General features: G+C 64.2%; 11 protein-coding genes and 2 pseudogenes. 8 read left to right on the top strand and 5 right to left on the bottom strand.

The genetic code is table 11. The features are described 5' to 3' along the window. The first annotated feature begins 16 nt into the window (after positions 1 to 16). Both zigA and ACVWY5_RS33850 read left to right on the top strand, forming a co-directional pair. Entirely contained in the window at positions 17 to 1,222 is a 1,206-nt protein-coding gene (gene zigA, locus ACVWY5_RS33855) for a zinc metallochaperone GTPase ZigA (protein ID WP_028337681.1), read from the top strand. A gap of 172 nt (positions 1,223 to 1,394) precedes the next feature. After that, a complete protein-coding gene (locus ACVWY5_RS33850) occupies positions 1,395 to 2,543 on the top strand; it encodes a DUF3095 domain-containing protein (protein ID WP_028337682.1) in 1,149 nt (382 codons plus the stop codon). 245 nt (positions 2,544 to 2,788) lie between these two features. Here ACVWY5_RS33850 and ACVWY5_RS33845 read toward each other — a convergent pair whose 3' ends face one another. The 4 genes and pseudogenes from ACVWY5_RS33845 to ACVWY5_RS33830 form a co-directional block, all read right to left on the bottom strand. After that, the gene (locus ACVWY5_RS33845; RefSeq protein WP_028337683.1) at positions 2,789 to 3,232 is read right to left on the bottom strand and encodes a DUF2147 domain-containing protein; all 444 of its coding nucleotides are present in this window, start codon (positions 3,230 to 3,232) and stop codon (positions 2,789 to 2,791) included. A gap of 128 nt (positions 3,233 to 3,360) precedes the next feature. Beyond that, a pseudogene (locus tag ACVWY5_RS33840) lies at positions 3,361 to 4,076 on the bottom strand (IS5 family transposase). 264 nt (positions 4,077 to 4,340) lie between these two features. Then, complete coding sequence (locus ACVWY5_RS33835; RefSeq protein ID WP_028338254.1) at positions 4,341 to 5,720, bottom strand: MATE family efflux transporter; 1,380 nt, start codon at positions 5,718 to 5,720, stop codon at positions 4,341 to 4,343. Positions 5,721 to 5,856: 136 nt separating this feature from the next. Next, positions 5,857 to 6,387 carry a GNAT family N-acetyltransferase gene (locus tag ACVWY5_RS33830; protein ID WP_028338253.1) on the bottom strand — a complete coding sequence of 177 codons (531 nt, stop codon included), beginning with the start codon at positions 6,385 to 6,387 and terminating at the stop codon, positions 5,857 to 5,859. A gap of 139 nt (positions 6,388 to 6,526) precedes the next feature. Here ACVWY5_RS33830 and ACVWY5_RS33825 point away from each other — a divergent pair, with 139 nt between their 5' ends. After that, positions 6,527 to 7,126 carry a superoxide dismutase gene (locus tag ACVWY5_RS33825; RefSeq protein WP_016846956.1) on the top strand — a complete coding sequence of 200 codons (600 nt, stop codon included), beginning with the start codon at positions 6,527 to 6,529 and terminating at the stop codon, positions 7,124 to 7,126. Positions 7,127 to 7,362: 236 nt separating this feature from the next. Continuing rightward, positions 7,363 to 7,749, top strand: a complete 387-nt coding sequence (gene crcB / locus ACVWY5_RS33820) for a fluoride efflux transporter CrcB (RefSeq protein ID WP_028338252.1) — start codon at positions 7,363 to 7,365, stop codon at positions 7,747 to 7,749. Positions 7,750 to 7,967: 218 nt separating this feature from the next. On the opposite strand, the pseudogene ACVWY5_RS33815 reads toward crcB, so the two are convergent. Continuing rightward, positions 7,968 to 8,954 (bottom strand): annotated as a pseudogene (locus tag ACVWY5_RS33815) (IS30 family transposase); the annotation flags it as partial. A 477-nt stretch (positions 8,955 to 9,431) separates the two neighbouring features. Here ACVWY5_RS33815 and tolQ point away from each other — a divergent pair. The 4 genes from tolQ (at position 9,432) to tolB (ending at position 13,008) form a co-directional block, all read left to right on the top strand. Then, positions 9,432 to 10,145, top strand: a complete 714-nt coding sequence (gene tolQ / locus ACVWY5_RS33810; protein ID WP_016846954.1) for a protein TolQ — start codon at positions 9,432 to 9,434, stop codon at positions 10,143 to 10,145. A 34-nt stretch (positions 10,146 to 10,179) separates the two neighbouring features. Continuing rightward, the gene (locus tag ACVWY5_RS33805; RefSeq protein WP_016846953.1) at positions 10,180 to 10,647 is read left to right on the top strand and encodes a biopolymer transporter ExbD; all 468 of its coding nucleotides are present in this window, start codon (positions 10,180 to 10,182) and stop codon (positions 10,645 to 10,647) included. Positions 10,648 to 10,677: 30 nt separating this feature from the next. Beyond that, complete coding sequence (locus ACVWY5_RS33800; protein ID WP_028335973.1) at positions 10,678 to 11,610, top strand: cell envelope integrity protein TolA; 933 nt, start codon at positions 10,678 to 10,680, stop codon at positions 11,608 to 11,610. 72 nt (positions 11,611 to 11,682) lie between these two features. Continuing rightward, complete coding sequence (gene tolB / locus ACVWY5_RS33795; protein WP_028335974.1) at positions 11,683 to 13,008, top strand: Tol-Pal system beta propeller repeat protein TolB; 1,326 nt, start codon at positions 11,683 to 11,685, stop codon at positions 13,006 to 13,008. The last annotated feature ends 55 nt before the right edge of the window (positions 13,009 to 13,063 follow it).

Raw genomic sequence — 13,063 nt, 5'->3', positions numbered from 1 at the left:
CAACTGTTTGATCTCGATGCAAAAACTCCCCGTCACCATCTTGTCCGGCTTCCTCGGGGCTGGAAAGACCACTTTGCTGAACCACGTCCTGAACAACCGCCGCGGCCTGAAGGTTGCGGTGATTGTGAACGACATGAGCGAGGTGAACATCGACGCCGACCTCGTTCGCGATGGCGGTGCGAAGCTGTCCCGGACTGACGAAAAACTGGTCGAGATGAGCAATGGCTGCATCTGCTGCACCTTGCGCGACGACCTGTTGAAGGAGGTGCGCACGCTCGCCGAGAGCGGCCGGTTCGATTATCTCCTGATCGAATCGACCGGCATTTCCGAGCCGCTGCCGGTCGCAGCGACCTTCGAGTTTCGCGATGAAGATGGCCAAAGCCTCTCCGACATCGCGCGGCTCGACACCATGGTCACGGTGGTCGATGCCGCCAATCTCCTGAAAGACTACGCCTCGACCGATTTCCTCAGCCAACGTGGCGAAGCGCTCGACGGCGACAAGCGCACGCTGGTCGATCTGCTGGTCGAGCAGATCGAGTTCGCCGATGTCGTGGTGCTGAACAAGATCGATGCCGCAAAGCAGGCAGAGCGCGAGGCTGCCCGCACCATCGTGCGTGCGCTCAATCCCGAGGCCGACATCGTCGAGGCGAATTTCGCAAAAGTCCCGTTCGACCGCGTGCTCGACACCGGCCGCTTCGCCTATGAGCGCGCGCAGCAGCATCCGCTCTGGCACAAGGAGCTCTACGGCTTTGCCGGGCACGTGCCGGAGACCGAGGAATACGGCATCACGAGCTTCGTCTACCGCGCGCGGCGCCCGTTCGATCCGCTGCGCTTCCACGCCTTCCTGCGCGAGAGCTGGCAAGGCGTGATCCGCGCCAAGGGCCATTTCTGGATCGCGACGCGCCCGGATTGGTGCGGCGAGCTGAGCCAGGCCGGCGCCATCGTCCGCACCGAAGGCCTCGGTTCGTGGTGGGCCGCGATCCCGCGCGAGCGCTGGCCGGATCATCCGGACTGGCGGCTGATGATGCAGCGTAGCTGGAACGATCTCTACGGCGATCGCCGGCAGGAGCTGGTCTTCATCGGCTCCGGCATGAACGAGGACGACATCCGCCGTCGGCTCGATGCCTGCCTCGTCACCGGCAGACCGGGCATGGACCCGCAAGCCTGGGTCGGGCTGCGCGATCCGTTTCCGCCGTGGAGCAGGGCAGGCGAGGCGGCGTGAGGCAGTCACCGTACCCCGGATGGAACGAAGCGCAATCCGGGGGTCTTCCGCTGCTTGAGAGGTCCTCGGATTTCGCTGCGCTCCGTCCGGGCTACGCTTCTAAAACCGGCCCCAACCCGCACCGTATCTGCTAGAGAATCCCGCATCAGGGCGGAAACAGCGCGGCGTTGCGATGGCTGGCGGCAGCGAGATCTTCTACGGCGGCATTCCGGTGTTTCGCGGCTTCGCGCGGCTGATGGACCCCGCGCTGTATGCGCCGTTGCCCGATGACTGGACGGTCGGCGTCGCCGATATCGTGGAATCGACCAAGGCGATCGCGGCGCAGCGCTACAAGGCGGTCAACATGGCCGGCGCTGCGGTGGTCGCCGCCGTCACCAATGCGCTGGAGGGCCGCGAATTCCCCTTCGTGTTCGGCGGCGACGGTGCGAGTTTTGCGGTTGCGCCCGCCGATCTCGACAGAGCGCGCGAGGCGCTGGCCGCGACCGCGCGCTGGGTGCACGACGACCTTGATCTGGTGCTGCGGGTGGCGCTGGTGCCGATGGCGGCGATCCGCGCCGCGGGCGCCGATGTCCGCGTCGCGCGCTTCGGGCCGTCGGCCAATCTGTCTTATGCGATGTTCTCCGGCGGTGGTCTTGCTTACGCCGATGCCGCGATGAAGCGCGGCGCGTTCGCGGTCGATCCGGCGCCTCAGGGCACACAGCCCGATTTGTCCGGCCTGTCCTGCCGCTTCGAGGTGATGCCGTCCGCGCGCGGCCTGATCCTCTCGGTGCTGGTGCTGCCGGCGAAGAACGCCGATCCCGCATCCTTCCGCAAGGTGATCGAGGATATCGTCGTCCGCATCGAGAAGAGCCCCGATGCCGGACGGCCGGTGCCCGCAAGCGGTCCGCCGCTGCACTGGCCGCCGCAGGGAATGGAGTACGAGGCGCGCGCACGGCGCGGCGGACCGCTCGCGCTGCGGCGCGCCGTCGTGCTCACATTCGCGCTGTGGGCCTATACGCTGATGCGGTTCAACATCCCGGTCGGCAAGTTTGCACCGAAACGTTATCTGCAGCAGGTGGTCGAGAATTCGGACTTCCGCAAGTTCGACGACGGCCTGCGCATGATCCTGGATTGCACGCCGGAGCTCGCCGCCGACATCGAGCAGCGCCTCGCCGCCGCAGCCGCGCAGGGCATCGTGCGTTATGGCCTGCACGAGCAGGATGCCGCGATGATGACCTGTTTCACTCCGTCGGTGATGCGCGCCGACCACGTCCACTTCATCGACGGCGCCCGCGGCGGCTACGCCTCGGCCGCGACGGTGCTGAAGGCGCGCGCGGTGTAGCAATTTTTCTAACCTCTCCCCGCTCTTTTGCGGGGAGAGGTCGGACGCCACGCCTCGCGTGGCTTCCGGGTGAGGGGCAGGGCAATGCGTGGCCGCAAGGAGATATTCATCCCACTCGCGAGATCGACGGTGAGCTGACTACAATTCAGATATGCTACGCGGATAGAGCCCCTCACCCCAACCCTCTCCCCGCAAGAGCGGGGCGAGGGAGCACGGTCCCGTCGCGGTTGCTGCTCGGCTCAGAATTACCGGCCCACCCGCGTCCAGGTCTCGCCGCCGCACAGCGCGCCGACGCAGCCTTCGACGCGCAGCGTGCTCTCGCCGGTCACCGAGATGCTGCTCGCGTAGGTGCCGCCGTCGTCGGCGTTGTAGATCTGGCCGGACCATTTGCCCGTGGCAACCGGATGCATGCCGGAGAACAGCGGCAGCCCGATGATCGGTCGGCTGGACAGCGACGGATTCGGATTCTTGTTGTCGATCTGGGGCTTGCCGGTCATCGGATCGATCGGGTCGCGCAGGCTCACCACCACGCCGCAGATACCGCCGCCGCATTTGCTGATCTTGACGCGGGCATCGCCGGCCTGGGTCTGCCAGACGCCGACCGGCTCAGGTGCGCCCTGCGCATGCGCGGCGGGGACGGCGAGCGCCGTCGCAATGATTGCGATCATGAATCCGAATCGGCAGGCCATGGCTTATTCCCCCAGAGCATGATCCGGAAAAGTGCGAAGCGGTTTTCCAAAAAGATCATGATCAACAAAGAGCTAAAGCGCGACGACGATTCGACCCAATCTCATCGCGCTTTAGGTGGTGTTGACACTTATCGCATCCATAGGACGATTGCAGCGAGCGTGACGATGGCTCGGTAATTTCGGGCGGTCTTTTCGAAGCGGGTTGCGACGCGACGGAACTGCTTGAGCTTGCTGAAGCAGCATTCCACGAGGTGGCGCTGGGCATAGAGATGCTTGTCGAGCGGATGTTTGAGGGCTCGCGAGGGGTTGTTGGGGATGACGGCGATCGCGCCTTTGGCTGCGATGGCCTGGCGCAAATGATCGGCGTCATAGGCTGCATCGGCCATGACGACCTCGGCGGGCAATCCCTCGATCAACGTGGCGGCTTGCGGGGCATCGCCCTTCTGGCCTGCGGTGAGGGTGAACCGCACGGGACATCCCAAACCTCGAACGGCCATATGTATCTTGGTGCTCAAGCCGCCGCGCGAGCGCCCGATCGCTTGATCTTCAGACCCCCTTTTTTTGCCCCGGCGGCGTGCTGATGCGCCCGGACGATGGTGGAATCGACGATCAAATATTCGAAGTCCGGATCATCGGACATCGCCTCGAAGATCCGCAACCAGACACCCTTGGTGCTCCATCGACTGAAGCGCCGGAACACGCTGTTCCAATCCCCAAACGCCTCCGGAAGATCACGCCAGGGAGAGCCCGTGCGAACGATCCAGAGCACCCCTTCCACGAACATCCGGTTGTCGCGTCCGGTCGAACCTTTCTGGTCGGGCCGGCCAATGATGAGCGGCGCCATGCGCTCCCAAGCCGCGTCGCTCAACACCAAACGATCCATCACACCCAAGGCCGCCTCCCAAAAGAAGCCTTGAATCTGATTTGGCCTCAAAAGGGAATCCCTAGAGTCCACACCGCCTAGAGGTCGGCCTGCATAACAAGTCGAAGAATTTCTGCAATGTCATATTCGCGCGATCAGGTGAGCGCGCTCCCAAAAAAAATTTGGTGCCTGTTTCCGGAGCAGTCATGCTCAGGCAACGCTCCGGTGCGAGGGCGCTGCGTCGTATTATCCCCAGCGGGTCAGCCGGATCGAAATGATGGTGGCGAGGCCGAACGCCACCATCGCGCCGCCGACCAGCGCAAACAGCGTCCATGCCGGGGCGCTCACGGTAGCGAGCCACCAGCCGCCGATGCCGACCAGCAGCAGGCGGATGGTGCCGGCCAGCACCGGTCCGCCGACCTTGGCGGCGCCCTGCGAGGAGAAATAGAGACAGACACCGACGCCGAAGAAGCCGAAGCCCGGGCCGGCCAGCGCGAAATAGGACGAAGCCGCGGCGGTCACGCCGGGATCGGTGGTGAACAGCGCGATCCACAGCGTCGGCTTGAGTGCGACCACAAGTCCGACGAGGCCAACGACAAGTCCGGCGACGGTGCCGGCGGTCCACGCCACCTTGCGGGCGCGGGTCACGAGTCCCGCGCCGATCGCCATGCCGACCATCGGCACCGAGGCGACGCCGACCGCGAACGCGATCGGGATCAGCAAGAATTCCAGCCGCGAGCCCATGCCGTAACCGGCCAGCGTCTCGGTGCCGAAGCTGGCCAAGATCTTGGTGAAGATCAGGATGGTCAGCACGCTCTGCAGCGGCGACAGGCAGGAGATCGCGCCGACCTTGAGGATGTCGAGGAACATCGCGCGTTGGAAGCTGAAGGCGGCGAAGTCGAGTTTCAACCGGCTGCGGCCAGAGGCGAGATACCAGGCGAGGAAGATCGCGCCACACGTGAAGGCCGTGAGCTGTCCGGCGGCGACGCCGCGCATGCCGAGACCGGGCATGCCGAGCAACCCGAGACCCAGCACGCCGCCGACCGCGATCTGGATCATCGAGACCGTGATCAGCGTCATCGAGGGAATTCGCATGTCGCCGGTGCCGCGCACCACGGAGGCGAGCGTGTTGACCAGCCAGATCGAGATCGCGCCGGAGAACAGCACCTGCGAGTAATGCATCGACTGCTCGAGCACGCCCCCACGTCCGCCGAGCAGCGCATAGAAGTTGCGGCCGAAGCCCAGCATCATCACAGTGAAGAACAGTCCGGCGCATCCGCCGATAATCGCCGCATGCAGCGCCAGATCGGCGGCGCGGTCGCGGTCGCCGGCGCCGAGCGCGCGGCTGATCGCCGACGAGACGCCGCCGCCCATCGCGCCGGCCGACATCATCTGCGTCAGCATCGCGAACGGAAACACCAGCGCAATGCCGGCCAGCGGCTCGGTGCCGAGCCGGCCGATGTAAGAGGTCTCGGCCACCGCGACCAGCGTCGAGCCGAACATGGCGATGGTGTTCGGGATCGCGAGGCGCAGCAGCGTCGGCAGGATCGGCGCGGTCAAAAGGTCGTTGACCGGCGTGGCGGGCGCGGCCGGCTGCACGTCGTCGATCGAGGCATCAATGGTCATGCGTCACGGCTCACTTCGCAAGCGGGAGAGGGGCGCACTGCAATCCAACGCCAGTGAACCGGGCTCGCAATCAATAAATGATGATCGACATGTTACGAGGTTGCACCGTTCATCGCCACCGCCGCCGATGCAGGGGTCACCACGGCAGGCCGCATAGGTCGATCTTGCCCTGGCGCGGCGCGCGGACGATGTCGTTGACGAACGGCGCCATCGCCTCGAAACGGATCTGCCCGGAAGGCTGCTCGCAATAAACTTCGCCGCTGAAGGGATGCCAGCCGCGCGCCTGGTAGAACGCGAAATTGTGCGGCTCGCAGAATAAGATTGCAAATTTCACCGCGTCGTTGGCACGAATGGTGTGCACGGCGGCATCTAACGCGAGTGACGCATAGCCGCGCCGCCGGCAGTCCGCACGGGTCGAGACTCCGCCGATGCCGCCGACATGCACCTTGTGGCCATTCCAGGTGATGGTCCGGAAATAGATACCGACATGGCAGGCCAGCCCGCTGTCGTCGGGCGCATCGAGCAGCACGCGCAAATCCGCGTGGGCCCATTTGATATCGGCCCAGGGTTGTTTCTCGGCGGCATCCGGGCTCCAGACCGCCCGGAGCAGCGGCTCGGCGCGCTTCCACGACGCATCTCCGTTGAGAATGTCGATTTCGATGCTCATCGTCTGGATCCTTGGTCTTGGTTCGGGCTGTGCCGATCTGTCATAGGCGATCCGAAAATGCGGTGTTTCTCCGCCATGGAACCTTCTATAAGGGGGGCCCGTTAAGTGTAGTCTCCCACCCTCTGTTGGACATTACCCCATGACCTTCACGCTACCTGATCTGCCCTACGCCCATGACGCCCTTGCTCCCTACATGTCCAAGGAAACGCTGGAGTTTCACCACGACAAGCATCACCAGGCCTACGTCACCAACGGCAACAACGCGATCAAGGGGACCGAATTCGAAGGCAAGTCCCTCGAGGAGATCGTGAAGGGTTCGTTCGGCAAGAACGCGGCCGTCTTCAACAATGCCGGTCAGCACTACAACCACATCCATTTCTGGAAGTGGATGAAGCCGAATGGCGGCGGCAGCAAGCTGCCCGGCCGGCTGGAAAAGAAGATCAATGAAGACCTCGGCGGCTTCGACAAGTTCAAGGCCGACTTCGCCGCTGCCGGCGCCGGCCAGTTCGGCTCCGGCTGGGCCTGGCTGCAGGTCAAGGGCGGCAAGCTCGAGGTCGCCAAGACCCCGAACGGCGAGAACCCGCTGGTTCACGGCGCGGTGCCGATCCTCGGCGTCGACGTCTGGGAGCACTCCTACTACATCGACTACCGCAACCGTCGTCCGGACTATCTGAAGGCGTTCGTCGAAAACCTCGTCAACTGGGACTATGTCGACGAGCTGTTCGGCAAGGCCGGCTGATCTCAGGTCATCTCACGACCCCGCACCCTCCCCTGAAAGGGGAGGGTCGTTTCGCATGCAGCGAAGCGAAGTGCGAAACGGGGAGGGATCATCTTTCAACACCAGCAGTCTCTCAATGGAGAGACTTGACCCCGCCCCGCCGCTCATTTCATTCGCGTCGACCCTCCCCTTTCAGGGGAGGGTGAAACCACGAGGGGTTGGATTCCCCTCACTTCACCACACCAGCGGGGGCATTGGTGGGTAACGCGGCAAGCTATCTCCTCGTCTTCTTCGGCGGCGGTCTCGGCGCGACGTTGCGCCAGCTGATCAACGTCACCTGTGCGCGCTGCATCGGCACCGCGTTTCCCTACGGCACCTTCATCATCAACATCACGGGCTCGACCGTGATGGGCCTGATCGCCGGCTATCTCGCCTTCAAGGGCGACGCCTCGCAGCCCTGGCGGCTATTTTTGATGACCGGCATCCTCGGCGGCTACACCACCTTCTCCGCCTTCTCGCTCGACACCGCGCTGCTCTATGAGCGCGGCGAGCTCGGCCTTGCGGTGCTGTATGTCGCGGGCTCGGTGGCCCTCTCGATCGCCGGCCTGTTCGCCGGCCTCGCGATCGTGCGGCATTTGACGTGAGATGCGTTCGGCGTCATGCCTCGTGGACGCTCTCGCGCGCGCGTGCCACCTTTTGCACGGGGCCCATGGGGGCGATCGGCACCCGGCTTTCCCTGCGTCCTCTTCAAGAGAGGGGGCGAGATGAAGAGCAAAGCTCGGACAAACCATGTCGCGAGAATGTGGATGTGTGACTCACAGACCGCGCCACACACGCAATGTCGTCCTGGCGAAAGCCAGGAGGTGGATTCACATTCGAAGTGCAACACTTGAGCAAAAGCCTCGGCAGGCGTGCGGTAGTCAAGGCATTTGCGCGGGGTGTTGTTGTAGGCGGCGATGAACTGGCGGAATCTGGCGGTCGAGAGGGTTACGAGATCGGTCTTGCGGGGAATAAAGCGGCGCATCCTGCCGATGGCGTTCTCGATGCCGCCCTTCTGCCAGGGGGCGTGGGGATCGCAGAAGAAGGTCTCGATCGAGAGGCGGTGCAGCGCCAGGTGACCGGCGAACTCGGTGCCGTTGTCGAAGGTCACGGTCTGGCGCAGCTCTTGTGGCAGGGTCGCGAAGAAGCCCACGAGATGGCGGGCGACACCGCGCGCGACCTTGCTGGCAAGGCGGATGCCGAGCAGCAGACGCGAGGTGCGCTCGTGCACGGTCAGCACGGCCTGACCGTATTTCGAGAACATCATCAGGTCGGCCTCCCAGTGTCCGGGCACGCTGCGGTCGGCCACTTCGATCGGCCGATTTGCCAAGGAAACACGGCCTTCGATGAAGCTTGCGGGGCTGCCGCCCCTCTTGCCGCGGCGGCCGCGCTTGCTCTTGGCGCGCGGCAGATAGCGCCGCCAGTTGAAGTTCGTGGTGCGCCTGAGTTGGGCATAGATGAAGCGGTAGATGGTCTCGTGCGAGATCACCTTGCGCCCGGACTCGCGGGCCAGCCGGCCGGCGACCTGCTCGGGCGACCAGCCCCGGCGAAGGCGTTCCAACACCGCGCGGCGCAGGCCGGGCTCCCGTTCGAGGCGTCCGCCCGTCCAGCGCCGCGCTCGCATCTGGTGCTGGGCATAGTTTGGCTTGTAGCCGACCTGGCTCCCCCGATTGCGCCTCAGTTCCCGAGAGACCGTTGATGGCGAGCGATCCAGAGCTGCCGCGATTTGCCGGACCGAGCTGCCATTGGCCGATAGGCAGGCAATCTCGCATCGGTCGTCCAGAGAGAGCTGCTTGTAACTCCGCCCCATGGCAACACCTCCTCAAGGAAGTGTTGCACTTCGTTTGTGAACTCAGGGGACCCATTACCCCAAATCTCAACTGTCGCGCGACGCTGGGGCCACGATCCGGTTCATCACTGAATCCGGGGGTTATGGGTCCTGGCTTTCGCCAGGACGACGCCGGGATGGACCCGCCCTCCGAACGAGAGCCATTCATCTGTGGAACCCGCCAACCTCCCCGGCCGGCGGCATTTCCCGCCTCCAAATTTCCCTTTGGTAACCTCGCCTTAACCATGATTAGCGTTTGGTTAGGGTCGGAATGACGCGTGAAAAGCCCTCGTTTTGACATGTTGGCAGGGGAAGCAGGGCCCGGCTTTGGACGGGCCCCCCATGCGACAGATGTAAGAGGCTCTCGCGCAGTTTTGCCGCGCCGGGCGCGCGGCCGTGGAAGGGGTGCCGATTGGCGGCCCGCCGAATTGGGACACTTGCGTTGAGAGGATATTGCCGATGAATCCCGCCGACGTGGCTCAGTCAACTCTGCCACTGGCATCGAGCGACGTGTCGCTGATCGCGCTGTTCTGGCAGGCCCATTGGGTCGTCAAATGCGTGATGTTGGGACTTCTGTCCTGCTCTGTGTGGGTCTGGGCGATCGCAATCGACAAGATCCTGCTCTACGCCCGCACCAAGCGGGCGATGGACAAGTTCGAGCAGGCGTTCTGGTCCGGTCAGTCGATCGAGGAACTCTACCGGGCCCTCTCTGCCAAGCCGACCCAGTCGATGGCGGCCTGTTTCGTCGCGGCGATGCGGGAGTGGAAGCGCTCCTTCGAGAGCCAGTCGCGGTCCTTTGCCGGCCTGCAGGCGCGGATCGAGAAGGTCATGAACGTCTCGATCGCCCGGGAAGTGGAGCGGCTGGAACGCCGGCTGCTGGTGCTCGCCACCGTGGGCTCGGCCGGTCCCTTTGTCGGCCTGTTCGGCACCGTTTGGGGCATCATGTCGAGTTTCCAGTCGATCGCGGCCTCCAAAAACACCTCTCTGGCGGTGGTGGCGCCCGGTATCGCGGAAGCGCTGTTTGCTACCGCAATCGGCCTGATTGCCGCAATTCCGGCGACTATTTTCTACAATAAGTTCACTTCGGAGGTGAACCGGCAGGCCGCGCGCCTGGAGGGCTTCGCCGACGAGTTCTCCGCTATCCTGTCCCGTCAGATCGACGAGCGGGGTTGAGTTAGATGATGGTCACTTTTGCGGGTGTGCGATCATGGCGATGAGCATGGCAGGGTCCGGCGGTGGCAGACGCCGCCGCGGCGGGCGCAAGCCGGTCATGGCCGAGATCAACGTCACGCCGATGGTCGACGTGATGCTGGTGCTGCTGATCATCTTCATGGTGGCGGCGCCGCTGATGACGTCGAACATCGACATCGACCTGCCGGTGGCGAGCGGCGGTAAGTCGATCTCGTCGAACCAGCCGCCGCTGACACTGTCGGTCAAGCGCACCGGCGGCGGCTGCAACTCGAATGTCGAGCTCTATCTGGGTGACGCGCCGGTCACGGCCGCCGATTTTCCGGCCAAGATCAAGGCGATCGGTGACGCCCGGTCGGATGCCGAAAAAGTGGTCTATCTGCGTGGCGACAAGGACGTCTGTTACACGGATATGATGAAACTGCTCGGGGAGGTCCGGGCCGCGGGATTCAAGGCGAATATCGTCATCATCCCGGAAGGCGGATAACCACCATGCCAAGGCACGGGGAAGCCTGATTTGAAGGTCAAGGTCGACAAGACTCTGGCGGCATCGATTGTCCTGCACGTCCTCGTGATCGGGTGGGGCCTCGTGTCGTGGTCGACCAAGGCGTATGTGATGCCGGAAGAGGAATCGGTTGCCGTCGACGTGATCTCGCCCGACCAACTCTCGCATGTCATGGCCGGTCAGAAGGACGGCAAGAAGGAAAATCCCAAGCCGCTGGTCGACAAGGTCGCCGAAGCCAAGCCGGTCGACGACACCGTCGGCAAGGTCGAGGAGAAAAAGCCCCCTGTCGTGACCGACACCGCGCCGCAGCCGGCGCCGAAGGTGGAGAAACCGGAAGACAAGAAGCCGGATCCGCCGAAGAAGGTCGAGAACAAGCCAAAGGAAGAGCCGAAGCCGGTCGAGAAGAAACCCGATCCGGTGAAGCCCGACCCGATCGCGGAAGCGATCAAGAAGGAAGAGAAGAAGCCGCCGCCGAAGCCGGTGCAGCAGGCCGCCAAGCCGCCGCCGGAGCAGAAGCCGAAGGATCGCGTGTTCGACCAGAGCAAGATCGCAGCCCTGCTCGACAAGCGTGACCCGACGCGCGCCGCAGCGACCGGCGATACGCTCAACGCCAACGCCGCGCTCGGCACGGCCAAGGGCAAGGCTGCCGACAACTCCGCGACCTGGGGCGCGATGTTCAAGCAGAAGGTCGAGCGCTGCTGGAAGAAGCCCTATGGCGGCATCGAGGCGCAGCAGACCGAGGCGGTGTTCTCGATCAAGCTGAAGCGCGACGGCACGCTCGACGGCATGCCGGTGCCGGAAGGCACGCCGGCGACGCCCTATCTGCGCGTCTATCAGGAGAGCGCGCTGCGGGCGATCATCGAGTGCCAGCCGTACAATCTGCCGGCGGCCTTCTTCGACGAATGGAAGTATTTTGCGCCGGTGTTCACAGAGCGAAAGACCTGAGGGCGACGGCGTCGCTTGGCCAATAGCAAACAAAGTCTACGGACAATGACCGACCAGAATGATTTGCGTGCAATGACGTTTCGCCTCGACCGCCGACAGATGATCTCCGGAATGGCTGCCCTTGGCGTGCTGGCCGCAAGCCGCAGCGCCGTTGCACAGAAGCGCGTCGTCATTCCGGAAGGCGACTTCGCGCCGCTGCCGATCGCGATCCCGAACTTCGCCGCCGGCACGCCCGGGGACACCGAGGTCGGTGTCGGCGTGACGCAGGTGATCACCAACAATCTGAAGCGCAGCGGCCTGTTTGCGCCGATCGATCAGGCGGCCTATCTCGAGAAGCAGATCAACATCGACGCGGCGCCGAACTTCAACAACTGGAAGAGCATCAACGCGCAGGCGCTGGTCACCGGCCGCATGACGCGGCAGGGCAACGGGCGCGTCAAGGCGGAGTTCCGGCTCTGGGACGTCAACACCGGCCAGCAGCTCGCCGGCCAGCAGTACGACACCTCGGCCGAATACTGGCGGCGCATCGCCCACATCATCTCCGACCAGATCTACGAGCGGCTGACCGGCGAGAAGGGCTATTTCGATACCCGCGTCGTGTTCGTCGACGAAAGCGGCTCGGCGGATCGCCGCGTCAAGCGGCTCGCGCTGATGGACCAGGACGGCGCCAATGTGCGCTACCTGACCCGCGGCTCGGACCTCGTGCTGACACCGCGCTTCTCTCCGTCGACCCAGGAAATCACCTACATGGAATTCGGGCAGGGCGACCCGCGCGTCTATCTGCTCAACATCGAGACCGGCCAGCGCGAGATCGTCGGCAACTTCCCGGGCATGTCGTTCTCGCCGCGCTTCTCGCCCGACGGCCAGCGCGTCATCATGAGCCTGCAGCAGGGCGGCAACTCCAACCTGTTCGTGATGGATCTCCGTTCGAAGTCGATGACGCGGCTGACCGACACGCCGGCGATCGATACCTCGCCATCCTATGCGCCCGACGGCACGCGGCTCTGCTTCGAATCCGATCGCGGCGGGAAGCCGCAAATCTATGTGATGCCGGCAACCGGCGGCGGCGCACAGCGCATCTCGTTCGGCGACGGCACCTACTCGACGCCGGTATGGTCGCCGCGCGGCGACTACATCGCCTTCACCAAGCAGGGCGGCGGGCAGTTCGCGATCGGCATCATGAAACCCGACGGCTCGGGCGAGCGCATCCTGACCTCGGGCTTCCACAACGAAGGCCCGACGTTTGCGCCGAACGGGCGCGTCGTGATGTTCTTCCGCGATCCTGGCGGCAACAGCGGCCCGTCGCTGTTCACCATCGACGTCTCCGGCCGCAACGAGCTGCGGGTACCGACCCCGGGCTTTGCCTCCGACCCGGCCTGGTCACCGCTGTTGTCATGAGCTGTGTGCAGACTGCTCTGGGGAACCTCGGCGGCGGTCGGCACTTCTCACCTAG

Source organism: Bradyrhizobium sp. USDA 3256 (assembly GCF_054058275.1).
This window is presented reverse-complemented; position numbering and strand designations above follow the sequence as displayed.